This window comes from uncultured Winogradskyella sp. (assembly GCF_947498005.1).
Lineage (GTDB): Bacteria > Bacteroidota > Bacteroidia > Flavobacteriales > Flavobacteriaceae > Winogradskyella.
This window is the reverse complement of sequence record NZ_CANMIW010000003.1, coordinates 424761-447284: the sequence shown is the minus strand read 5'-3', so window position 1 is coordinate 447284 and position 22524 is coordinate 424761. Positions and strand designations below refer to the sequence as shown.

The 22524-nt window shown below is 31.6% G+C and carries 20 protein-coding genes; 9 read left to right on the top strand and 11 right to left on the bottom strand.

The window, feature by feature from the left end; all coding sequences use genetic code 11:
* Positions 1-61 precede the first annotated feature (61 nt).
* Entirely contained in the window at positions 62-1198 is a 1137-nt protein-coding gene (gene bshA, locus Q0891_RS07800) for an N-acetyl-alpha-D-glucosaminyl L-malate synthase BshA (RefSeq protein ID WP_299100435.1), read from the top strand.
* On the opposite strand, the gene Q0891_RS07795 is transcribed toward bshA, so the two are convergent.
* The 5 genes from Q0891_RS07795 to thrA form a co-directional block, all read right to left on the bottom strand.
* The gene (locus Q0891_RS07795) at positions 1195-1545 is read right to left on the bottom strand and encodes a ribose-5-phosphate isomerase (protein WP_299100434.1); all 351 of its coding nucleotides are present in this window, start codon (positions 1543-1545) and stop codon (positions 1195-1197) included. The genes bshA and Q0891_RS07795 overlap by 4 nt on opposite strands.
* 6 nt (positions 1546-1551) lie before the next feature.
* Entirely contained in the window at positions 1552-2214 is a 663-nt protein-coding gene (locus tag Q0891_RS07790; RefSeq protein WP_299100433.1) for a hypothetical protein, read from the bottom strand.
* Between the two features lie 58 nt (positions 2215-2272).
* Positions 2273-3565, bottom strand: a complete 1293-nt coding sequence (gene thrC / locus Q0891_RS07785) for a threonine synthase (RefSeq protein WP_299100432.1) — start codon at positions 3563-3565, stop codon at positions 2273-2275.
* Positions 3566-3654: 89 nt separating this feature from the next.
* Positions 3655-4578 (bottom strand): homoserine kinase, encoded by a 924-nt coding sequence (locus tag Q0891_RS07780; RefSeq protein ID WP_299100430.1) that lies wholly within the window; start codon positions 4576-4578, stop codon positions 3655-3657.
* 27 nt (positions 4579-4605) lie between these two features.
* Complete coding sequence (gene thrA / locus Q0891_RS07775) at positions 4606-7080, bottom strand: bifunctional aspartate kinase/homoserine dehydrogenase I (RefSeq protein WP_299100428.1); 2475 nt, start codon at positions 7078-7080, stop codon at positions 4606-4608.
* Positions 7081-7471: 391 nt separating this feature from the next.
* Here thrA and Q0891_RS07770 point away from each other — a divergent pair, with 391 nt between their 5' ends.
* A complete protein-coding gene (locus Q0891_RS07770) occupies positions 7472-9034 on the top strand; it encodes an NAD(P)H-hydrate dehydratase (protein ID WP_299100427.1) in 1563 nt (520 codons plus the stop codon).
* Positions 9035-9095: 61 nt separating this feature from the next.
* Here the strand turns inward: Q0891_RS07770 and Q0891_RS07765 are convergent, their stop codons facing one another.
* Positions 9096-10133 (bottom strand): TlpA disulfide reductase family protein, encoded by a 1038-nt coding sequence (locus Q0891_RS07765; protein ID WP_299100426.1) that lies wholly within the window; start codon positions 10131-10133, stop codon positions 9096-9098.
* Between the two features lie 128 nt (positions 10134-10261).
* Here Q0891_RS07765 and hutH point away from each other — a divergent pair, with 128 nt between their 5' ends.
* The 7 genes from hutH (at position 10262) to Q0891_RS07730 (ending at position 17187) form a co-directional block, all read left to right on the top strand.
* Positions 10262-11791 (top strand): histidine ammonia-lyase, encoded by a 1530-nt coding sequence (gene hutH, locus Q0891_RS07760; RefSeq protein ID WP_299100424.1) that lies wholly within the window; start codon positions 10262-10264, stop codon positions 11789-11791.
* A gap of 396 nt (positions 11792-12187) precedes the next feature.
* Entirely contained in the window at positions 12188-12772 is a 585-nt protein-coding gene (locus Q0891_RS07755; RefSeq protein ID WP_299100423.1) for a TetR/AcrR family transcriptional regulator, read from the top strand.
* A complete protein-coding gene (locus Q0891_RS07750; RefSeq protein ID WP_299100422.1) occupies positions 12773-13438 on the top strand; it encodes an NAD(P)H-binding protein in 666 nt (221 codons plus the stop codon).
* A 7-nt stretch (positions 13439-13445) separates the two neighbouring features.
* On the top strand, positions 13446-14078 hold the full coding sequence (locus Q0891_RS07745; protein WP_299100421.1) for an NAD(P)H-dependent oxidoreductase: 633 nt from the start codon (positions 13446-13448) through the stop codon (positions 14076-14078).
* Between the two features lie 12 nt (positions 14079-14090).
* On the top strand, positions 14091-15089 hold the full coding sequence (locus Q0891_RS07740) for an NADP-dependent oxidoreductase (protein ID WP_299100420.1): 999 nt from the start codon (positions 14091-14093) through the stop codon (positions 15087-15089).
* Positions 15090-15110: 21 nt separating this feature from the next.
* Entirely contained in the window at positions 15111-16271 is a 1161-nt protein-coding gene (locus Q0891_RS07735) for an iron-containing alcohol dehydrogenase (RefSeq protein WP_299100419.1), read from the top strand.
* A gap of 109 nt (positions 16272-16380) precedes the next feature.
* Complete coding sequence (locus Q0891_RS07730) at positions 16381-17187, top strand: type 1 glutamine amidotransferase domain-containing protein (RefSeq protein WP_299100418.1); 807 nt, start codon at positions 16381-16383, stop codon at positions 17185-17187.
* Positions 17188-17320: 133 nt separating this feature from the next.
* On the opposite strand, the gene Q0891_RS07725 is transcribed toward Q0891_RS07730, so the two are convergent.
* From Q0891_RS07725 to egtB, 5 genes are all read right to left on the bottom strand, one after another.
* The gene (locus Q0891_RS07725; RefSeq protein WP_299100417.1) at positions 17321-18610 is read right to left on the bottom strand and encodes an ATP-binding protein; all 1290 of its coding nucleotides are present in this window, start codon (positions 18608-18610) and stop codon (positions 17321-17323) included.
* A gap of 123 nt (positions 18611-18733) precedes the next feature.
* Positions 18734-19585 carry an SDR family oxidoreductase gene (locus tag Q0891_RS07720; protein WP_299100416.1) on the bottom strand — a complete coding sequence of 284 codons (852 nt, stop codon included), beginning with the start codon at positions 19583-19585 and terminating at the stop codon, positions 18734-18736.
* 103 nt (positions 19586-19688) lie between these two features.
* Positions 19689-20357: a hypothetical protein gene (locus tag Q0891_RS07715; protein WP_299100415.1), complete on the bottom strand. Its 669-nt coding sequence runs from the start codon at positions 20355-20357 to the stop codon at positions 19689-19691.
* Position 20358: 1 nt separating this feature from the next.
* A complete protein-coding gene (locus Q0891_RS07710; protein WP_299100413.1) occupies positions 20359-21360 on the bottom strand; it encodes an L-histidine N(alpha)-methyltransferase in 1002 nt (333 codons plus the stop codon).
* On the bottom strand, positions 21361-22515 hold the full coding sequence (gene egtB / locus Q0891_RS07705) for an ergothioneine biosynthesis protein EgtB (RefSeq protein ID WP_367179562.1): 1155 nt from the start codon (positions 22513-22515) through the stop codon (positions 21361-21363).
* Between the last annotated feature and the right edge of the window lie 9 nt (positions 22516-22524).

Sequence of the window (22524 nt, the reverse complement as noted above, 5' to 3'; positions counted from 1 at the left end):
ACTACAGATAAATAATTAGCATTTCAACTTTTAATTTATTACTTAAAACCAAAAATATTACATGAAAATAGGCGTAGTGTGTTACCCAACATTTGGAGGAAGTGGAGTTGTGGCTACAGAATTAGGTATTGAGCTTTCTAAGCGAGGTCATGAAATTCATTTTATTACCTACAGCCAACCCGTTAGACTAGAATTATTGAGTAACAATGTACATTTTCATGAAGTGCACGTTCCAGAATATCCATTATTTCATTACCAACCATATGAATTAGCTTTATCGAGCAAATTAGTAGATATGGTTAAATTATATGGCATTGAGTTATTGCATGTTCATTATGCCATTCCGCATGCTTATGCAGCATTTATGGCACAACAAATGTTAGAAGACGAAGGAATTATTGTTCCTATTGTAACAACGTTGCATGGAACAGATATTACATTAGTTGGTAGTCATCCGTTTTATAAGCCAGCTGTAACATTTAGTATTAATAAATCAGATGCGGTAACTTCTGTTTCGGAGAGTTTAAAGAGAGATACGTTACGTTTATTTGATATTAAAGAGGAAATTCACGTTGTTCCTAATTTTATTGATATTGAGAAACTAGAACATAATTTTACAGATTGTCAGCGTGGTATGATGGCTAACGATAATGAGCGTATTGTCACTCATATCAGTAACTTAAGGGAAGTGAAACAAATTCCAGATGTTATTAAGATTTTCTATAATATTCAAAAGGAATTACCAGCAAAATTAATGTTGGTTGGAGAAGGTCCAGAAAAAGAATCCGCAGAACGCTTGGTTGAAGAATTTGGAATTACAGATCGTGTTGTTTTCTTAGGAAATAGTAATGAAATTGACAGAATTTTATGTTTCAGTGATTTATTTCTATTACCATCAAAAACCGAAAGCTTTGGTTTAGCTGCGCTGGAAGCAATGTCTAATGGAGTACCTGTAATTTCTACGAATACGGGAGGTTTGCCAGAAGTAAATGAAGATGGTTTTTCGGGATATTTAAGTGATGTTAATGCGGTAAACGACATGTCAGAAAATGCAATTAAAATCTTATCTGACGATGATACTTTGAATAAGTTTAAAATTAATGCGAAAATTCAATCTGAAAAATTCGATCTTCGAAATATCGTACCTATGTATGAAAAGATATACGAAGAAACTTTAAAGAAGTTTGTTGTACATTAATTAGACCAAACAGCGTAGCCTTCGCGTTTTAATTCTAAAGTTATTTGCCCTTCTGCTTTTAATGCTTCAGCTCTAGTAAAAAAAGGATCAATATGATTGAATAAGCTAGGACGTAAATATGTACCATATTTTTCAACAATATTAGAAGAAATTTTATAGCCTTTCTTATTTCTATGTCCTGTTTTATGCTGAAGAAATCGTTCTTTAGGCGTTTTACTCGTCATGCCAACATATAAACATTCTAAAACACCGTTAAACTGCGGATTTGCTTTTCTAAACTTCGTATTTTCTGTAAACACACGTTTAGAAAGTTCTATAACGTAGATGGTGTAAAGGTTTTTTGGCATTATTTGTTAATCTTCTGTTGAGATAACTTCATTTTGTATTAATAAATAATCTTTAAAGTTTTCTTTTATTATTTTAAAAACATATGTTGGATGATATTCAAATCGATGTGTAAAGTAATTACCTTTATAGTCAATTATAACAAATCCTCCACAAGGATAAGGAGCTATAAAGAATGTATTTTCAATAATCATGTCAGGATCTTGAATCCATTGAATTTCTGAGCCAAAACCTCGAATTTCAGCATTTAGCTGATTCACAAAAATGTGATTTCCAATATTTAATTTTTTTGATTTACGTTGATATTTTGTATAATCATTCTTAAACATTATTCTATAGTCCAGAGTAGAACATTGATCATTCTTAGGAAGATAATGTATAATCAATAATTTTTTGTCATCGTAGTCAACCTCTTCTGGTAATGAAAATTTAGTCCTTATAGAATCTAAAAGACTTGTTGATATTTTTCCTTTACGAAATCTTAATGTATTAACATATATTAAAAGTGAATCTGTTTGAAATTTTAATTTTCTTAAATAACTGGTTTCTTCAACGTTATCATACTCAGATTTTGTGATTATCGTTAAGCTGTCATTAGCATAAACAATTTTTTTTTGACAGAAAGCAAATTGAAATACAGAACAGAAAAATATTATTATAGTTATCTTCATAAAATAATTGAACGCTTAGCTGCAAATGATGTTATTCATCCAATTTATTAAAAATAAATTATTTATTAAGTAAAAATGCTTTTAAATCTTCATAAGAACTCGCTTTAATAGCTACTTTTTCTTTATCCATTACTGCTTCAATTTGTGGTGGTAAAGGCACTGATTCTTCAATAACCTCTTCAACTACATCTAAGAATTTTGTTGGGTGTGCTGTTTCTAAAAACACCACATGTGCATCATTATTTTCTAGGTATTTTTTTGCACCTAAATAACCAACAGCGCCATGTGGATCAGCAATATAATTATAGTCTTTATAGATTTCTAGTAAAGCTTCTTTGGTCGCTTGGTCTGTAAAACTATAAGAAGATAGGTTTGCCTTTAGCGTATCAAAGTCATTATTGTGTAATTCTTGTATTCTGATAAAATTACTAGGATTACCAACATCCATAGCATTACTAATGGTTTGTACGGATGGTTTTGGGTTGTAAGTTTGAGAAATCATATAATTTACAACCGTATCATTTGCATTATTAGATGCAATAAAGTGTTTAATAGGTAAACCTAATTTTTGCGCAACCATACCAGCACAGATATTTCCAAAGTTTCCGCTTGGTACAGAAAATGCAATCTCTTTATGCTTAGATTTTAATTGTTTATAGGTAAACATAAAGTAAAACAACTGTGGTAACCAACGCGCAATATTTATTGAATTTGCAGATGTTAGTTGCATTTTACTTGTTAATTCTTTATCCATAAAGGCACGTTTTACCATGTCTTGGCAGTCATCAAAAACACCATCTACTTCTAAGGCTGTAATATTTTGTCCTAGAGTTGTTAATTGCTTTTCTTGTATGTCGCTTACTTTACCACTTGGATAAAGGATAACTACATTAACACCTTTTACACCAAGAAAACCATTAGCAACAGCGCCTCCTGTATCTCCAGAAGTTGCTACTAATACCGTAACATCGTTAGTGTTAGTTTTGTTGAAATAGCCTAAACATCTCGCCATAAAACGAGCGCCAACATCTTTAAAAGCCATTGTAGGACCATGAAACAATTCTAAGGTTGAAATATTTTCATTAATCTCAACAACAGGAAAATCGAAATTTAAAGTTTCCTCAACAATCGTTTTTAGTACATCTTCTGGAATTTCAGGAAGTATAAATTGTTTAATCGCTTCAAATGCAATTTCTGTATTAGATTTGTCTTCAATAGTTTCAAAAAATGAAGGGTCTAAAGGCGTAATTGATTCAGGAAAATATAAACCTTTATCTGGTGCAAGTCCACGGACTACAGCATCTGCAAAAGTTGTAATGGGTGCTTTTTTATTTAAAGAGTAATAGTTCATTGTATTATATTATTTTTTTCGACAGAATTTGGTAATTATTTAACTCAGTCTTCAGTCTTCAGTCTTCAGTCATCAGTCTTCTGTAATTTCTACAAAATTCTAATTCCTTCGGTATTAATTTTAGAAACATAAGTTTCAAATTTGATATCTGTATTTGAGTAGACCTTTCGAATGGCTTGTTCTACCGTTTTGGCGGTAGCTTCACTTTTACTAAGCATAAAAATTGAAGGACCAGAGCCAGAAATTGCACAACCTAAAGCTCCTGCTTCTAATGCAGCAGATTTTACGTCATCAAAATGCGGAATCAATTGTTTTCTATAAGGTTCTATAACCACATCATTTAATGATTCTTTTATTAAATCGTAATCTGAAGTGTGTAAGCCATGTACCAAACTTCCAACATTTGCCCATTGAGTAATGGCATTTTCTAAAGGAATTTCTTTTGGCAATATGGCTCTAGATTCTGATGTTTTAATTTCAATCTGTGGATGAATTAATGTTGCAAATAAATCAGAAGGTGTTGGTAATTCTAATACCTTTAATGGACAAGCACTTTTTACTAATGTAAATCCTCCAAAAATTGCAGGCGCTAAATTATCTGCATGCTCACATTTACTAGCTAAGGCTTCGCCTTTCATGGCGAAATTTGTAAGCTCAGTATTGGTTAATGGTTTTCCTAGTAATTCATTCATACCAAAAACACTACCTGCAGCACTTGCTGAACTACTGCCAATTCCACTACCTGGTTTTATCTTTTTATAAATTTCAATTTCGAATCCGCAATCTGGCTGTAACGCATCGTACATTGCTAATGCCGAAACACCAGCAACATTCTTTTCTGCTTCAAACGGAAGGTCGTAGCCTTCAATCTTCGTGATTTTAATTCCTTTTTCTTCTGTTTTTCTAATAACCATTTCATCTCCTATGGTATCTAAACAAAAGCCAAGTACATCAAATCCACAAGCGACGTTAGCGACTGTAGCAGGCGAAAATATTTTGATTTCGTTTTTCATGTTTATTTTCCGCAAAAGCGGTAATCATTAATTATTAGCAATTCTTATAATATCTGCAAACAAACCAGAAGCCGTAACATCTGCACCAGCACCAGCACCTTTAATAATCATGGGTTGTTCTGGGTAACGCTGAGTGTAGAACATTACAATATTATCTTTTCCTTTTAAGTTGAAAAAAGGATGACCTTCAGGTATTTCTTTTAAACCTACTTTTGCTTTTCCGTCGTTAAACTCGGCTACAAATTTGAGTTGACAATTATTGTCTTCAGCAGATTTGAATAAACTTTGATAATAAGCTTCATCAGTTTTCAGGGTTTCAAAGAAATCATCAACAGAAGATGCATTCATTGCACCATCAGTTAAGAAATTATCACTCTCTAAATCGGAAAGCTCAATAGCGTGTCCGCTTTCTCTAGCTAAAATTAAAACTTTACGTGCTACATCAATTCCGCTCAAATCAATTCTTGGGTCAGGTTCTGTATAACCTTCTTCTTGTGCTTGTTTTACGACATCATAGAATGTAGTTTCAGCATTAAAGTTATTGAATATAAAGTTTAAACTACCAGATAAAACAGCTTGAATTGTATTGATTTTATCTCCAGAAGTTATTAAATGACTTAATGTGTCAATAACCGGTAAACCTGCACCAACATTGGTTTCAAATAAGAATGAAGCATTGTATTTACGCGATAATGTTTTTAACTCATTATAATATTCAATATTACCAGAACATGCAATTTTATTACAAGCGACAACAGAAATACTTTGTTTTAGATATTCGCCATAAATGTTAGAAACCGCTTCGTTTGCAGTAATATCTACAAAAACAGAGTTTCTTAAATTTAAGGATTTTGCATGTTGAAAGAATCCGTCTAAACTCGCTGTTTCCCCAGCGTCTAATTGCTCTTTCCAGTTTTTAAGATTAATTCCTTCATCATTCACAACCATTTTTCGAGAGTTAGATAAACCTGCAACTCTTAGATTGATTTTAAAGTTTTCTTTAACGTAGGCTTTTTGTTGTTTTATTTGTTCAATAAGTCGTTCGCCAACATTACCAACACCAGTAATAAATAAATTAATTTGTTTCGTTTTTATTTCAAAAAACTGTTCGTGTAAACTATTTAAAGCCTTTTTCACATCATTTTTATGAATTATAGCAGAAATATTACGTTCAGACGCACCTTGCGCAATCGCTCTAATATTTACGTTGTTCTTGCCAAGCGTACTAAACATTTTGCCGCTAATTCCTTGATGACTTTTCATTTTATCGCCAATTACCGCAATAATAGATAAATCCATTTCAACAACAATTGGGTCTATTTTCTGTAATGCAATTTCGTATTCAAAAACCGTATCAATAACCTCTTTTGCGCGTTGTGCATCATTTGCCGAAATTCCGAAACATATAGAATGCTCTGAAGATGATTGTGTTATTAATATGATATTGATTTTCTCTTGAGCAAGCGTTTCAAAAAGACGTTTACTAAATCCAGGAACACCAACCATACCATTACCTTGTAAGGTTAGTAAAGCAATGTTTTCAATATTACTAATTCCTTTTACAGGCGAATTATCTGCATTAACGGTGTTTTTAGTAATTGTTGTACCAATAGCTTCTGGTTCCATTGTGTTTTTAATTACAATAGGAATTTCCTTCTTAAGCACTGGCATTACTGTAGGAGGATATAAAACTTTTGCACCGAAATGTGATAGCTCCACAGCTTCTTGATAAGATAATTCAACAATAGGAGAAGCCTGTTTTACCAGTTTAGGGTTTGTAGTGTACATACCACTAACGTCTGTCCAGATTTGTAATTCGTCAGCATCCATAGCAGCAGCAATAATAGCAGCTGTATAATCGGATCCACCACGACCTAAAGTAGTAATTTCGCCATGTGTAGATTTTGAAACAAAACCAGGAAACAATACTATAGCATTAGAGTTAGATTTAAAAAACTCTTGAATATTAGAATTGGTAACTTCAAAATTTACAATAGCATTATTAAAGTTAGAATCTGTAATAATTACTTCTTGTGAGTTTTTTAGAGTAGCATCTAATTGTCTAGACTTAAGCGTATGATAAATTATTGTAGAAGACAATGCTTCGCCAAAACTTAATAATTTATCTTTTGTCTGAGGTGACAACTCGTTAATGAGGTATATACCATTAAGTAGACTTTTTAATTCGTTTAATTTATCAGAAACTATTTCACGTAATTTATCTTGATTTACCTTTAACTCATTGTTCTGATTTGAATTTTCAAATAAGCCGTCAATCACTTTATTATGTATAGACCAGATGACATCGTATTTCAGTTTGTAATCTTCGTTTTTAGCACAAGCTAAATTTGCAGCTTCTAAAAGTTTGTCTGTGATACCACCAACGGCAGAGACTACAACAGCAATATTTGTGTTTTTAGATTGTTGATCTAATATATTTATAACTTTATTTATGTTTTCGGCTGAACCTACTGATGTTCCACCAAATTTAAGGACTTTCATATTTTATATAATTTAAGAGAATAAAATGTCTGTATAGACAAAAAGGGACGGAAAGCATATTATAAATTACCCCAAAGGGTAATAATAGTTGAAATAAAAAACATAGAAATAGACATACCGAATGTATGTGAGATTGTATTTTCTGATATGTTTATTTTTTTCGTCATTACATGTCAAAAGTATTATTTTTACAGTAATAAAAAAACTAATTATTCCTTTTTAAGGAATTTGTAAAAAAGGGCTAGTCTTTGCAATTAAATTGAATTATTGCTAGCATTTTACAACTTGTGTTAAACAATTCACATGTAACAATCACTATGTTGAAATAAATTCTCAAAATGAGTTTATTTATAATGTTACAGGTAATCACTTTAAAATTATAACTAGTAAAATGAAATTATTTTCTAAAGAACAAATTTATGAAGGCGATAAACTAACTACAGAACGTCAAAAAATAACATCAACAGATTTAATGGAACGCGCGGGAATTCAGATTTTTAACTGGATTCACATGCGTATGCAAGGCGCTCAAGTACCAATCCACGTGTTCTGTGGAATAGGTAATAATGGAGGCGATGGTTTAGTGTTAGCAAGGCATTTAGTAACTCATGGCTATAATGTGGTCACTTATATTGTCAATTGTAGTGATAAACGATCTAAAGATTTTTTAATTAACTACGATCGTATAAAAAATGTTACGAAGGATTGGCCTAAAATGTTGAGTTGTGAAAATGATTTTTCTGAAATAGTTATAAAGGAGGAAGATATAATAGTAGATGCTGTTTTTGGGATTGGTATAAATCGTCCGCCAAACGATTGGGTAAAAGCCCTTTTTGAGCAATTTAGAATTTCTAAAGCGTTTACGTTATCAATTGATATACCTTCAGGATTATTTACAGACAAAAGAGTAGAAGATGAAAAGGATGTTGTTAATGCCAATTACACCTTAAGTTTTCAATCGCCTAAATTAGTGTTCTTTTTACCAGAAACAGCAAAATACACAGTACAATGGGAAGCTTTAGATATTGGTATTGATCGCGATTATTTAATAAAAACAGACACAGAAGTAGAGCTTATTTCAAAACATGAAGTATTACCACTTTATAAGCCAAGACAAAAGTTTTCTCACAAAGGAGAATTTGGACATGTCATGATTTTAGGAGGAAGTTATGGCAAAATCGGAGCTGTAAATTTAGCGAGCAGAGCAGCTTTAGGTTCTGGAGCAGGTTTAGTTACAGCATATACTCCAAAATGTGGTTACCATAGTTTACAATCTGCAATACCAGAAATAATGGTCATTACAGATAGTGATGAAACTCATATTTCTAATATCAGTTTTGATTTAGATCCAACAGTTATTGGAGTAGGAGTAGGGCTAGGTACTTCTGGGAGAACAATAAAAGCTTTTGAAGCTTTCTTAAAAGAAAATAAAAGCCCATTAGTTGTAGATGCAGATGGTCTTAATATTTTATCTAAAAAGAAAGCGTTATTAAAATTACTACCAGAATTTACCATCCTCACACCACATCCTAAAGAGTTAGAGCGTTTAATTGGTAAATGGTCAGATGATTTTGATAAATTAAAAAAGGTAAAAGCATTCTCTAAAAAATATAATCTGATTGTAGTTATAAAAGGTGCAAATACTATAACCGTTTTTCAAGATAAATTTTACATAAATACAACAGGAAATCCTGGTATGGCCACAGCAGGAAGTGGCGATGTTTTAACCGGAATAATATGTGGTTTAGTTGCACAAGGCTATGAGCAGTTATCTGCAACTATTTTTGCGGTTTATCTACATGGCAAAGCAGCAGATCTTCAACTCGAAGACTATGGTTATCAAAGTTTAATTGCGAGCCATATCATTGAAGGTGTGAGTAAAGCATATATTGATTTATTTAAAAAACCAGAGCCGCCACAAGAAGAACAGCCAGACGAAAAACCAAAACAATAATCATAAAAAAAAGCCAAACAGTTAAAATGTTTGGCTTTTTAATGCTTCTATTATGAATAATTTAAATTTCTAATTCGTTAAATAATTCTATTAAGCTCGGGCTTGATGGTCTTGGTGCATCAGCACTTACAATATTACCATTTGGGTCAATTAAGATAAATCGAGGAATTCCATTAATTTTATAGTTTTTGATGAAATCAGATCGGAAACCATTATCTGCATACAACTGAATTCCGCTTAATTCTTTATCTACAATCATTTTTTTCCAACCTTGATATGCAGCAGCTGCATCATTTTTGTAACCACGACCATTATCTACAGAGATACTTACAAACGCAATGTTTTTACCATGATATTGCTTTTCAATCTTCTTAAGAGATGGAATTTCTCTAATACAAGGAGGACACCAAGTAGCCCAAATATCAATATAAACGTATTTACCTTTTAAATCTGAAAGTGACATTGTGCCACCAGCATAGTTTTCATAATTTTCAAAAGTTGGAGATATAGATCCTTTAGGTAATGCACCAATAATGGCAAATTTAGAACTCACAAACTGATCTATCTGCTTTACTGTGCGATCTACGTTCTTATCCATTAATGCCAAATGGGTAGAATCCACAGCAGGATATTTCTGTTTTAAATCTTGATAAGCAGATTGGTAATCTTCTAACGCTTTTTCAACATCTTCTTTACTACCTTTAGAAACAAGGTCTTCAGTAAAATAATCCTTACCCATAGTGTAGGATTTTAAAGAAAAGTTATTTGTATCAGCGCCATCACCTTTAAAAACCATAGAATCAATAAAAGATTCATAATCTGTTTCAAAAGAAGAAGAATTATCATTCTCTAAATAAATAGTTCCATATTCTTTACCATGCTGAAGATTGTAATCACCTGCTACAACTTTCAATGTATCTGAAAAAGAACCATCATCATTTAATGTAATCAGTTTTTCGTAGCTCTTACCTTTAAAAATTTTAAGCGTTTTACTTTCATCTGGATTTTCAATTTTTCCAGAAAGTGTAACGTAATCTTTAGGTTCACCTTTACATGCTACTAATGTTACGGCAGTAACTAGTAATAATAATCTTTTCATTTTTAAAATTTTTATTCAAACGCAAAAATAAGCATTAATCGTTAAATAAAAAGTACCAATGAATTATTAACAAAACCTTGTAAACTGTAAAATTATTCTCAATTTTGAGTACTAAATAATTTTAAATAATGAATAACTATCATACTATCTCTTCAGACGCTTTAGATATTGTAACCATTTACAATATTTTTTACAAAAATAAAAAGCTAAAACTTTCTGAGGAGTCTATAAATAACATTCAAAAATGTAAATCATATTTAGATCATAAATTGGCGAGTAATAAAAAGCCAATGTATGGGATTAACACAGGTTTTGGTTCTCTATATAATGTGAAAATTTCTGATGAAGACTTAAGTCAATTACAAGAAAACTTAGTTATGTCTCATGCTTGTGGAACTGGAGAACGTGTACCAGAATCTGTAGTTAAAGTGATGTTACTATTAAAAATACAGTCCTTAAGTTATGGACATAGTGGAGTACAATTAGCAACCGTAGAACGCTTAATAGAATTTTTTAATAACGATATATTTCCATTTGTATTTACACAAGGATCATTAGGTGCTTCTGGAGATTTAGCACCTTTGGCGCATTTAGCTTTGCCTTTATTAGGAAAAGGAAAAGTGGTACATAAAAATAAAGAATATGAAGCCGCTCAATTATTAGAAGAATTCAATTGGGAGCCTATAACCCTCGAAGCCAAAGAAGGCTTAGCACTACTAAATGGCACACAATTTATGAGTGCCTATGGTGTATATTTATTATTAATGTCTCATAAAACATCGTATTTAGCAGATATAATAGCTAGTATTTCTTTAGATGCTTTTGATGGTCGTTTAGATCCATTTCATGATTTAGTGCATGCCGTTCGTCCTCATCCTGGACAACGAAAAGTAGCCAGACGTTTTAATGAATTTTTAAAAGGAAGTGAGCTTATTGCTCGTGAAAAAGAACATGTACAAGATCCTTATTCGTTTCGTTGTATTCCACAAGTGCATGGTGCAACAAAGGATACGTTAGATTTTGTAGAAAAAGTAGTATTAACAGAAATCAATTCGGTTACTGACAATCCTAACATTTTTCACGAAGAAGATTTAATTATTTCTGGTGGAAATTTCCATGGTCAACCGCTAGCATTAGCTTTAGATTACCTAAAAATTGCGATGGCAGAAATAGGAAATATCTCAGAAAGACGTGTGTTTCAACTCGTTTCAGGTTTAAGAGGATTACCTGCTTTTTTAGTGGATAATCCAGGATTAAATTCAGGATTTATGATTCCGCAATACACAGCAGCTAGTATTGTAAGTGCAAATAAACAATTGGCTACTCCAGCAAGTGTAGATAGTATTGTGTCTAGTAATGGCCAAGAAGATCATGTAAGTATGGGCGCAAACGCAGCTACGCAAGCTTACACGTTAGTGAAAAATGTAGAACGTGTTATTGCCATAGAATTAATGAATGCGTCGCAAGCTATAGAATTTAGAAGACCACTTAAAACCTCTCCTTTATTAGAGTCCTTTTTAGAGCAATACAGAAAAGTGGTGCCTTTTATAAAAGTAGATGAAGTGTTACATGATGATATTCAAGCGTCAATTCAATTTTTAAAAGATGTGGATATTGAAATTGAAGAATTGTTTTTAAATTCTTACGATTTAAAATAAATTCAAAAATATATTTTAAAAGGTTTGAAAATTACCTTCTTAAGAATTGTTTTAAGTTTTTTGGTACTAATATTATGACTTCATTGGTAGTATCAAAAATAGGTAATGGGAGAGATATAAATTCTTTACTATCATTTTAGTGTCAATTTTTATCCATTAACATTATGTGTAAACTATAGTAGGTAGCTCATAACTTAATATTATTACTGCTGCCTTAGTTATTTTATTTATTCTACGTTAACAAGGTTATAGCTTTCAGTTGCTTTTTCAATCAAGTATAATTCTGTTATGATATTTAAGAATTTCTTTTTTGAAATAAAAGAGGATATTAAACCTTTGTTAAAAAAAAGAATGAACGTTCATTTTTTGATTATTTTTATCAATGAATTTAAGAAAATGGCAAAACTTCAAAAAAGTATAGATAAACGTAACGCCCTTGTAAAAGCCACAATTGAGTTGGTAAATAACAATGGATTTCACGCAACACCTATGAGCAAAATAGCTAAAATGGCTAACGTGTCTCCTGCTACTATTTACTTGTATTTTGAAAACAAACAAGATTTGGTTAATCAAACATATATTGATGTAAAAGCAGAATATACCAATTTTGCTTTTAGTACTTATAATCACGCAATGCCAGTTGAAGAAGGTTTTAAATTGATATGGAATCGTATAGCCGACTTTAAACTAAAGGAATCCAAAAATGCTCTGTTTTTAGCACAATGTGATAACACACCAATGATTGATGAACAGAGTAGAAGGGAAGGAATAAAACATTTACAACCGTTACTAGATCTCTGGGAACGTGGCAGGCAAGAAGGTATAATAAAACCTTTATCGGATTATTTACTGTACGCTTATGCTATAAATCCATTATCGTTTTTAATGATTATGCAAAGACGCGGTGTATTTCAATTAGATAGAATTCACTTAGAAGAAGCTTATGAATCTGCTTGGAGCAGTATAAAAGTTTGTAAATAAATGAAGAAGACAGCAATTATTTTAGGTGCATCAGGATTAACAGGTGGTTTATTATTAGACCAACTGATTAATAACGATCGCTATGAAAGCATCAAGTTGTTTTCACGTTCTAAAATTGAAGGGTTACCAAGTAAAGTCAAACAGTTTATTGGAGATTTATTAGAAATCGAGCAATTTAAAAGTGATTTTACAGGTAACCAAGTGTTCTGTTGTATAGGTACAACCAAAGCAAAAACACCAGATAAAGTATTATTTAAAAGAATAGACCACGGTATTCCTGTTTCAGCAGCGAAATTAGCTAAAGCCAATGGTATTGAATCTTTTTTAGTCATTTCAGCTTTAGGTGCAGATGCGAATAGTAATGTGTTTTACAATAAAACAAAAGGCGAAATGGAACGTGATATTTTAAAACTAGATTTAAAGAGAACGTTCATTTTTCAACCATCATTAATTGGTGGAGACCGCAAAGAAAGTCGCACTTTAGAAGATATTGGAAAAGCTATCTTTAAAGTTATTCAGCCTTTATTCTTAGGAAAATTAAAGAAATATAAAATCACAGATCCTAAAAATATGGCTGAAGCTATGATAAATCTAGCAAATAGCACAAGTTATTCTGATGTTGTTATTACTTCGGAGGATATTAAAAGAATTACAACAAACAATTAAAAATTACATGGAATTATTAGATAAATTAAACTGGAGATATGCAACAAAATCAATGAATGGTAATGTTGTGCCAGAAGAAAAAGTAGAACGAATTTTAGAAGCAGCTCGTTTAGCAGCAACCTCAAGCGGTTTGCAACCGTTTGAAATTACAGTAGTTAAGAATAAAGAATTAAAAGAAAAAATTAGAGAAGTGGGTTGGAACCAGTCTGTGATTACAGAAAGCTCTCACCTACTCGTTTTTGCAGCTTGGGATACTTATACAGAAGAACGTATTAATTATATGTTCGACCTAACTAATGAAATACGTGGTTTCAAAAGCGAAGGCTGGGAAAATTACCGTCAACAATTATTAAACTCGTATCCTCAAAAAGATGCAGAAGAGAATTTTAATCACGCAGCCAAACAAGCTTATATAGCACTTGGTCACGCTTTAATTGCAGCAGCTTACGAAAGTGTAGATGCTACACCAATGGAAGGTTTTGATGCGGAAGCGGTAGACCAAATACTAGGTTTACGTGCTAAAGGGTTAAGAAGTACCGTTTTATTACCATTGGGTTACAGAAATGAAGATGAGGATTGGTTGTCTGGACTCGTAAAGGTTAGAAAACCAATGAAAGATTTAGTAACAACTATCGATTAAAAAAGAAAAATTATGACTAAAACAATAGTATTAAATAATAGACCCAAAGGAAAACCTACACTTTCAAATTTCGAATTTGTTGAAGAAGATAAAACACTAACAATCTCCGATAGTGAGATTCTATTAGAAGCCGTTTATGTTTCTGTAGATCCTTATTTAAGAGGAAGAATGAGTGACGCAAAATCTTACGTTCCGCCTTTTAAATTAAACGAACCTGTACACTCTGGTGTCGTGGCTAAAGTTTTAGAATCTAAAAACGAAAAATTCCAAGTTGGAGATTACGTTTCTGGTATGCTAAACTGGTCTACTCAACAAGTGTCTAATGGTGAAGTCTTAAATAAAGTAGATCCAGAAAAAGCACCTTTAAGTACTTATTTAGGTGTTTTAGGTATGACAGGTCTAACAGCTTATTTAGGATTAACCGAAATAGGAAAACCTAAAAAAGGTGAAACTATATTTGTCTCAGGAGCTGCAGGAGCAGTTGGTAGTGTTGTTGGACAAATAGCAAAAATACTAGGGTTACGCGTTATTGGTATTGCTGGTACAGATGAAAAAATCGAGATGCTAAAAAGTAAATTCGGTTTTGATGAAGGTATCAATTACAACACCACTAAAAATATGAAAGCTGCAATTGCAGAAGCTGCACCAAATGGTGTCGATGTGTATTTTGATAATGTTGGTGGACCTATTTCGGATGCGGTTTTATTCAGTATAAATCAGTTTGCAAGAATTATAATTTGTGGTGCCATTTCGGTTTATAATGAAACTGAATTACCTACTAGTTTAAGTGTTCAACCATTTTTAGTAAAAAACAGTGCGTTAATGCAAGGTTTTATAGTCAGTAATTATGCTGAAAAATTCCCAGAAGCGATACAAAAATTAGCAGGTTGGTTAGCCGAAGAAAAATTAACCTATACCGAGACTATCATTGATGGTTTCGATAATATTCCTCAAGCTTTTATCGATTTATTTGAAGGTAAAAACAAAGGAAAAATGATTGTGAAAATATAATAACCAAAAAAGAAAAAGAAGATGAACAATTTTGATTTTAAAAACCCAACCAAAATTATTTTTGGAAAGGATACTATAGAAAAAGTAAACCAAGAAATTCCTGCAGATGCTAAAGTATTATTACTTTATGGTGGAGGAAGTATTAAGAATAACGGAATTTACGACCAAGTAAAAACCGCTTTAGCAGACCTTGATGTCACTGAGTTTGGAGGTATTCCTGCAAATCCAGAATACGCAACTTTAATGGATGCTTTAAAAGTTATAAAAGAGGAAAACATTACCTATTTACTAGCAGTTGGTGGTGGATCTGTAATTGATGGAACTAAATTTTTATCTGCAGCAGCAGTTTATGATGGTGATACACCTTGGGATATTTTAACTAAAAATATTAGAACCGAAAAAGGAATGCCTTTTGGAACTGTATTAACCTTACCAGCAACAGGATCTGAAATGAATTCTGGAGCAGTTATCACAAGAAAAGAAACTAAAGAAAAACTAGCCATGGGTGGACCAGGTTTATTTCCTGAGTTTTCTATTCTAGACCCTCAAGTGATTACATCTATTCCAGAACGTCAATTAGCAAACGGTTTAACCGATGCCTTTACACACGTTTTAGAACAATACATGACGTATCCTATTGGTGCATTATTACAAGACCGTTTTGCAGAAAGTATTTTACAAACCTTAATAGAAGTAGCACCAACAGTTTTAAAAGACCCAACAGATTATAAAGCAGCTTCAAACTTTATGTGGAGTTGTACAATGGCTCTAAATGGATTAATCCAAAAAGGTGTACCAACGGATTGGGCAGTACATGCTATTGGTCACGAATTAACTGCTTTATTTGGTATTGATCACGCACGTACGTTAGCAGTAATTGCACCAAGTCACTACAAGTTTAATTTTGAATCTAAAAAAGAAAAACTAGCACAATATGCTGAACGTGTTTGGAATATAACTGAAAGTAGCACAGACGATAAAGCCTATGCTGCTATTGAAAAAACAGTCGATTTTTTCCATGAATTAGGTATTGATACAAAGTTATCAGATTACACTAAAGATTATGAAGGAACAGCAGAAGAAATTTCTGAACGTTTTACAAAACGTGGGTGGACGAAGTTAGGTGAACACCAAAGCTTATCTCCAGAAAAGGTAGAGAAAATAGTCAAAATGGCTTACTAAATTTAATAGTCTGATTTGAGTGTAGTTAAAATGCTATAATGGCAAAATTTCTAAGGTTTTTAGCTATGCTCAAACTGACACTATTAATAGTATAAAAAATTTAAAAAAAATGAAACTAGGAAGTTCAATAGCAGTGATGCTAATACTTATTGCAGCATCTAGCTGTAAAGACAAAACAAACATTGTCCCTACTGAAACTGTTTTAAAAAATAGAACAGAATTAAAAAAAGAAAAAGAAATGAACATATTATTTGTATTAACATCTCATGATAAACTAGGAGATACAGGAAAAAAAACAGGATTTTGGGTTGAAGAGTTCGCAAATCCATATTACACATTATTAGATAAAGGTGCTAAAATTACAATTGCAACGCCAAATGGTGGTGCTGCTCCAATTGATCCAAGTAGTGATTCGCCAGATGCTGCAACAGAAGATACTGAGCGTTTCAATAAAGACGAAGAAACTAAAGCATTAATTGCAAACACACATAAGTTAGCAGATATGAATGCAGACGATTTTGATGCCGTATTTTATCCTGGAGGTCATGGACCATTATGGGATTTAGCAAACGATGAAACGTCAATTGCCTTAATCGAAAAATTTAATGTACAAGAGAAGCCTGTTGCATTTGTATGTCATGCTCCTGCTGCATTAAAAGATGTTAAAGGAATAGATGGAGAACCATTAGTTAAAGGTAAAAAAGTTACTGGTTTTACAAATACAGAAGAAGATGCTGTTGGCTTAACGAAGGTTGTTCCATTTTTAGTTGAAGATATGTTAAATGAAAATGGTGGAATTTACTCTAAAGAAGAAGATTGGGCAGCTTACGCTATTCAAGATGGTAATTTAATTACTGGACAAAACCCAGCATCTTCTGAGTTAGTTGCAGAAAAATTAGTAGCGAGCTTAAAGTAGTTCTACTAATTTATTAGTAAAAGGTTATCATTTGTTGATAACCTTTTTTTATTTAAAATAATGAAATATAACTTTATACAATGTTATAAAAGCTAAAATGTAAGAGACTAAATCTTAGAATATAATGTATGTTTTATTCTTTTGAAAACGTAAAATAGAACGTTGTACCTTTACCTTCTTCACTTTCTAACCATATGGTTCCATTGTAAAAATTGACAATCTTTTTAACAATTGATAAACCAATTCCAGATGAAGACCCAGTGCTCTCTAATTTTGTAAAGACTTTAAATATTTTATCGAAGTAATTACTATTAATTCCTATACCATTGTCTTTTACATAAAATTCATAAATATCTCCTTTGTCAAGATAACCAACATCGATAGTGCCATTTTCCTTGTCAGTGTACTTAATTGCATTTTGTATGAGGTTTTGAAATACTTGTTTAAAACGCCACGCATTACCAGTTAAACTTGGTAAGTTTTCTTGTATTGTAATTTTTGTAGTTTCTGGTATTAGCATGGTTTGTAATACTTCATCTACAATGATATTAAAATCTATTAGGGCATCTTGTGCATCTAGTTTATTAATAGTAGAATAGTCTAAAATACCTCTAATTAAATTATCCATTTTTTCTACATTAAAAATAACTTGGTTTAAAGGATAAAAGTCCTTTTCATCAATTTTAGATTTATTATCATCCATAAACCAACCTACCAATGTATGAATGTTTATCAATGGTGCTTTTAAATCGTGAGATACTACATGTGCGTATTCATTTAATTGTTCATTTTGAAGTGATAAATCTTTCAGTAATTGTTCCTTTTTCTCTTCTTGTGCTTTTATCTTTTCTTCTTGTTCTTTTCTTTGAATGACGTTAACTAGCATATTTGCATAAACAAAAAGAATGTCTTGCTCGTTGTCATTGTATTTATTGATTTTTTTAACCGAATCAAAGCCCACAAATCCAATTAATTCATTGTTTTTGATTTTTGGTATCGCAATTAAGCTTTTTATACCTTGCGGTTCTAATATAGCACGTAAACCAAATTCGCCATCTTCTGGTAATAAACTCACATCTTCTACATAAAAAGCTTTACCTTTTTTATGCGCTTCTAACCAATGTGTTATGTAATCTATTGGGATATTTTGTAAATTATCAATTTCTGCTTCTATACCATTACTACACCATTCATAGGTGTTTGAGGTCGTATTATTTACAAAGTCATAAGAAAAAATATAACTGCGATCTGATTCCACAAACTCACCAATTTGTTTCAATGATTTATGAATTAAATCATCAATATCTGACAAGTCCGAATTAATATAAGTAGTAGAAATACTAATTAATAATTGCTGAAACCTAAGTTGTCTTTCAATTATTTTATCTTTCTCTAATTTTAATATTTGGTCTTCATTTTTCATAAATAATTAAACTATTTAAGCATTTTAAGTATATCTTTTTGAAAGATACTCCATAGATCTTTAATAATAAAATTAAGTTTAAAATAATCAAAATGTAAACACCATATCTGTAATGATTTGCTTTTAAGTTGTTGTCTTATAGCTATTCATCATCGTCAATACTGATGAATGCGGTCTACCTGTTGCTTTTTCAAAATCTGAAGATACATCGTTTGCACCTTCTTTAATCCCTTCGTAAATTCCTGCAATAATAGTTCCCATAAAATCACCTAATTCAGCAATTCGTTCTGTTTTGTAATCTTCTACAGATACATTATTAAAACTTAAATTGGTATTAAAAACTTGGTTGATATTGTCTGCTAGTTCGGTTTGTGTGATTCCGTTATCTACTAAGTTATAAGTTTGTTGATTGTGTTTGTCTTCGGTAAGCATTTTTGCATAGGCATAACCTAATTCTTCACGACTCGTATAGGTGCATTTTCCGTCTGCAGCACAATTTCTTATTTCTCCGTCTTTAACATAAGTGTCAATGTATTCTAAATCGGGCTCTATATAAATGCCATTTCTACCAATAACCCAATCTAATCCAGAATTTTGAACATCTCTTTCTGTTTGCCTGTTGGTTTGCACTATAGGACTAAAGGCATTGTTTTCTTCTGCGCCAACAATACTTGTATAAACTATTTTTTTTACGCCATTTTGTTTTGCTGCTTCGATAACGTTTCTATGTTGAATAATCCGTTTTTCAGGTGTATCCATTCCAGATACCAATAAAACCGCATCAATCCCTTTTAAGGCTGTATTAAAATCTTCACGATTATTATAATCTCCTTTTCTAACTTCAACATTAAGATGCTTTGCTTTTTCAGTCGTACGAGCAATAGCGATTACATTTCCACTTCCAATTAGTTTAACAAGATGTTTAACAATAGAAGCTCCTAATTTTCCACTTGCTGATGTGACTGCTATTTTCATAATTTAATTTTCAGAAATATACTTTCGTTTTGCCATACAAAGTTTAGGATTATTATAATGACAAGAAAGATGAATTTAGGACTAAAAATGGTAAATATCTGCTTTATTTTAAAATGTACTTTATCGCTTGCTTTATTTGTACATCTGCCATATCTAAAAGGTTTTTATTCCCTTTAGGTTTTAAAATAGATAATTCTGTACAAGATAGAATTACAGGATGTTTTTTAGAATAGGTATTAATTAGTAAGTGATATTTTTCGATCATCTCAGGCGTTTCTGTTTCACTATAAATATGTTTTCTAACGTCATCAATAAAACGCATATCTTCTTCTTTTGGAAGACTAATTTGAATGCCATTACTGTTTAATTGATCATTAATATATGAAGCATTCATACTAAAAAACGAACCGAATAAAATCACTTTATCCCATTTGTTGTCTTTAATCTTTTTAATACTTAATGAAATCGGATGAAGCACATTTTTACTGATATTTAATCTATCAATAGTTTCATGTAATGTAATATTTGGAATGAGCAGATGTTCAGCATTGAGATTTTCTATTTCAGTTGTGTATTGTTCCACAGCCTTATCCAACTCGTTTGATGTATATGGTAACAACGAATTAATGGCATTAAAATCTGCATTTAGCAATATAAAGGGACATGTACTATAATCGCCTTTTGCTTCATTATATAAACGATTTAATTCACTTAAATAATATAAAGTAGAACGACTTCCTAATCCTAATACGGCTAATTTGTTTGTTGGCATTTTAGTGTCTTGTCAATATATAATCTGCAAAATAGGCTTTACTATCTAGAATTTTAGTTTCTAAAGTGAAATCGGTATTTGCTATTATTTTTTTGATTAAAGCATCGTTATATTTTCTAGAAATTTCAGTGTGAATTTTTTCACCTGCTTCAAAAGTGTAAGAAGTTTCTAGTGCATTTATAGTTACCGTTTGTTGTTCTGTACTTACTATATAGCTTTTTGCAATGCCTTCCGCTTCGTTATATTCTGGTTGATGTTTAAAGGTTTCTAGATTAAAATTCGCGCTTAATTCGTCATTAATTCTTTGCAATAAATTAAGATTAAATTTTTCTGTAACCCCTTTACCGTCATTGTATGCAGGAAGAACAATAGCTTCCGATTTTATTAAATCTACACCTAAAAGAAGTTTATCTCTTGGTTTTAAATTTACGCCTAAATTATAGATGAATTTTGCAGCCTTTTCATCAGTCATGTTTCCTATGTTAGAACCGAGAAACAAAATAACTTTAGGTTTACTAGTGTTTTTTAAAGACGCTAATATTTCAAAATAATCGCCTTGCTGTTTTTTTACAGAAACGTTAGGTAAGGTATTAGAAAGGTCTTTTTCTAGTAATTGTAATGCATTTGAAGAAATATCAATAGGTAAATAATCGAATGTATAATTCTGCTGGTCTAAAGCCTTTAAAAGTTCTTTTGTTTTTAGGCCATCTCCTGCGCCAAGCTCAATTAAATCAAAATGTGAATCTGTCTTTATTTGAAAAGCATCTATTAAATCTTGTGTTTTATTCTGAAAAATATCGAGCTCACTTCGCGTTAAATAGTATTCTGGAAGATTCATAATCTCTACAAAAAGAGCATCACCAATTTTATTATAGAAATATTTAGAAGATAAAGTTTTGGGATTTGATTCTAGCCCTTGTTTCACATCCTTTTTAAATGTTTCTATCATTTCTATATTTTGGTTATTCTGATTTTTAGTTTTAGTCTTTGTTGTATCTATCATCTATTTTGCTAGTCTAATTCCAGTAAATTGCCATCTTTCTGTTGGGTTAAAAAAATTACGATAAGTTGCTCTACTATGGTTTTTTGAAGTAGCAACAGAAGCGCCACGAAGTACCATTTTATTACTCATAAATTTGCCATTATATTCGCCTACAGCACCATTTGCTGTTTCAAAGTTAGGGTAGGGCAGATAGGCACTATTTGTCCATTCCCATCGTTCTCCCCAATTGAGTTCTTTAGATGCAATTTCCCATTCAAATTCGGTTGGCAAGCGCATACCTTTCCAAGCAGCAAAGGCATTAGCTTCAAAAAAATTAATATGACTTAAAATAGCATCGTTATCTACTTTTTGTAATCCTGCAAGCGTATAATTGTGCCATTCACCATCTACTTGATGCCAATACATTGGCGCTTTTATATCATTTTTATTTACCCACGACCAACCTTCATCTAACCAAAGATTAAAATCAGAATATGCTCCAGATTCCATAAATTCTAGATAGTCACCATTAGTAACCAAGTGATTATTCACTTCAAAATCGTCAACATATACTTTATGTACTCCTAATTCATTATCATAACAAAAACCGTCTGCTTGATGACCAATTTGATATATACCAGACTGAATTTTAACTGTATTTGTAATGGTATTTTGGTCTTTAATTAAATTGAAATCTTTGTGATACTCAGGGAAGATAGGATTATGACCAAGCATATATTTCACGTCAGTAATTAACAGTTCTTGATGTTGCTGTTCGTGATTTAAACCAAGAATTACTAAATCGATTACCTCTTCGTCTGTAATACGTTCTAAAAAATCTTGCATTTTAGCATCTACATATCTTCTATATGCAAAGACATTATCTATACTAGGACGCGACATGTTGCCTCTATTGGTTTGCAAAATTCTATCTCCAAAACTGTTATAATAGCTGTTAAAGAGAAAGTTGAAATCGGCATCAAACTCTTTATAATCTTTCACATAATTTTTAAGGATAAAAGTCTCAAAAAACCATGTTGTATGTGCTAAATGCCATTTTGCAGGACTTGCAAATTGAACCACTTGTATAGAAAAATCTTCTATTTGCAAATGGCTGCAAAAATCTATGGTTGCGGTTCTTACGTCGTTATACTTTTTTATAATGTCTATCTTCAAACTGAATTA

Bases quoted from the DNA above. Each gene is read 5' to 3' on its own strand.
- bshA (WP_299100435.1), top strand. From the start codon at position 62: ATGAAAATAGGCGTAGTGTGTTACCCAACATTTGGAGGAAGTGGAGTT.
- Q0891_RS07795 (WP_299100434.1), bottom strand. From the start codon at position 1,545: ATGCCAAAAAACCTTTACACCATCTACGTTATAGAACTTTCTAAACGT.
- Q0891_RS07790 (WP_299100433.1), bottom strand. From the start codon at position 2,214: ATGAAGATAACTATAATAATATTTTTCTGTTCTGTATTTCAATTTGCT.
- thrC (WP_299100432.1), bottom strand. From the start codon at position 3,565: ATGAACTATTACTCTTTAAATAAAAAAGCACCCATTACAACTTTTGCA.
- Q0891_RS07780 (WP_299100430.1), bottom strand. From the start codon at position 4,578: ATGAAAAACGAAATCAAAATATTTTCGCCTGCTACAGTCGCTAACGTC.
- thrA (WP_299100428.1), bottom strand. From the start codon at position 7,080: ATGAAAGTCCTTAAATTTGGTGGAACATCAGTAGGTTCAGCCGAAAAC.
- Q0891_RS07770 (WP_299100427.1), top strand. From the start codon at position 7,472: ATGAAATTATTTTCTAAAGAACAAATTTATGAAGGCGATAAACTAACT.
- Q0891_RS07765 (WP_299100426.1), bottom strand. From the start codon at position 10,133: ATGAAAAGATTATTATTACTAGTTACTGCCGTAACATTAGTAGCATGT.
- hutH (WP_299100424.1), top strand. From the start codon at position 10,262: ATGAATAACTATCATACTATCTCTTCAGACGCTTTAGATATTGTAACC.
- Q0891_RS07755 (WP_299100423.1), top strand. From the start codon at position 12,188: ATGGCAAAACTTCAAAAAAGTATAGATAAACGTAACGCCCTTGTAAAA.
- Q0891_RS07750 (WP_299100422.1), top strand. From the start codon at position 12,773: ATGAAGAAGACAGCAATTATTTTAGGTGCATCAGGATTAACAGGTGGT.
- Q0891_RS07745 (WP_299100421.1), top strand. From the start codon at position 13,446: ATGGAATTATTAGATAAATTAAACTGGAGATATGCAACAAAATCAATG.
- Q0891_RS07740 (WP_299100420.1), top strand. From the start codon at position 14,091: ATGACTAAAACAATAGTATTAAATAATAGACCCAAAGGAAAACCTACA.
- Q0891_RS07735 (WP_299100419.1), top strand. From the start codon at position 15,111: ATGAACAATTTTGATTTTAAAAACCCAACCAAAATTATTTTTGGAAAG.
- Q0891_RS07730 (WP_299100418.1), top strand. From the start codon at position 16,381: ATGAAACTAGGAAGTTCAATAGCAGTGATGCTAATACTTATTGCAGCA.
- Q0891_RS07725 (WP_299100417.1), bottom strand. From the start codon at position 18,610: ATGAAAAATGAAGACCAAATATTAAAATTAGAGAAAGATAAAATAATT.
- Q0891_RS07720 (WP_299100416.1), bottom strand. From the start codon at position 19,585: ATGAAAATAGCAGTCACATCAGCAAGTGGAAAATTAGGAGCTTCTATT.
- Q0891_RS07715 (WP_299100415.1), bottom strand. From the start codon at position 20,357: ATGCCAACAAACAAATTAGCCGTATTAGGATTAGGAAGTCGTTCTACT.
- Q0891_RS07710 (WP_299100413.1), bottom strand. From the start codon at position 21,360: ATGATAGATACAACAAAGACTAAAACTAAAAATCAGAATAACCAAAAT.